At 68.1% G+C, this 1193-nt stretch carries 1 protein-coding gene; it reads left to right on the forward strand.

The genetic code is table 11. The features are described from left to right. On the forward strand, nt 1-1193 hold a 1193-nt coding region (locus tag ACW9UR_RS25340), incomplete at both ends, for an AMP-binding protein (RefSeq protein ID WP_458919861.1).

Raw genomic sequence — 1193 nt, forward strand, 5'->3', positions numbered from 1 at the left:
GCCGCGACGTACGAGCAGATGTACGCTTCGTCGGTTTCGGACCCTTCGGGGTTCTGGGGGGAGCAGGGGAAGCGGCTGGACTGGATCGAGCCGTATTCGGTGGTCAAGAACACGTCGTTCGCGCACCCGGATGTCTCGATCAAGTGGTACGAGGACGGGGTTCTGAACGTCGCGGCCAACTGTGTCGACCGGCACCTGGCGACGCGCGGGGATCAGACCGCGATCATCTGGGAGCCGGACGATCCGAACGCCGAGGCGCTGCACATCACCTATGCGCAGCTGCACGAGAAGGTCTGCCGCATGGCGAACGTCCTGCTCAGCCAGGGCGTGATGCGCGGTGACCGGGTGGTGATCTACCTGCCGATGATCCCCGAGGCGGCCTATGCGATGCTGGCCTGCGCCCGGATCGGCGCGATCCATTCCGTGGTCTTCGCGGGCTTCAGCCCGGACGCGCTGGCGAACCGGATCAACGACAGCGGCGCCAAGGTGGTGGTCACCGCCGACGAGGCTCCGCGCGGGGGGCGGGTCACGGCGCTCAAGTCGAACACCGACGCGGCGCTGCTGCACTGCTCGGACAAGGTGCGCTGCCTGGTGGTCAAGCACACCGGCGGCCAGACCACCTGGGTCGACGGGCGCGATGTCGACGTCAACGCGATGATGGAGACGGTGGCCCCGGACTGCCCGGCGCGCCCGATGAACGCCGAGGATCCGCTGTTCGTCCTCTACACCTCCGGCTCGACCGGCAAGCCCAAGGGCGTGGTGCACAGCTCGGGCGGCTATCTGGTCTACGCGGCGATGACGCACCAGTACACGTTCGACTACCACGACGGGGACATCTTCTGGTGCACCGCCGACGTGGGCTGGGTGACCGGGCACAGCTACATCCTCTACGGCCCGCTGGCGAACGGCGCGACGACGCTGATGTTCGAGGGCGTGCCGACCTACCCGGACGCCGGGCGCTTCTGGGCGGTGTGCGAGAAGCACAAGGTCACGCAGTTCTACACCGCGCCGACGGCGATCCGCGCGCTGATGGGGCAGGGCGACGAGTGGGTCACCCGGTACGACCTGTCGAGCGTGCGCCTGCTGGGCACCGTGGGCGAGCCGATCAACCCCGAGGCCTGGACCTGGTACGATCGGGTCGTCGGCAAGGGCAACTGCCCGATCGTCGACACCTGGTGGCAGACCGAGACCGG

Source organism: Halovulum sp. GXIMD14794, from assembly GCF_054457455.1.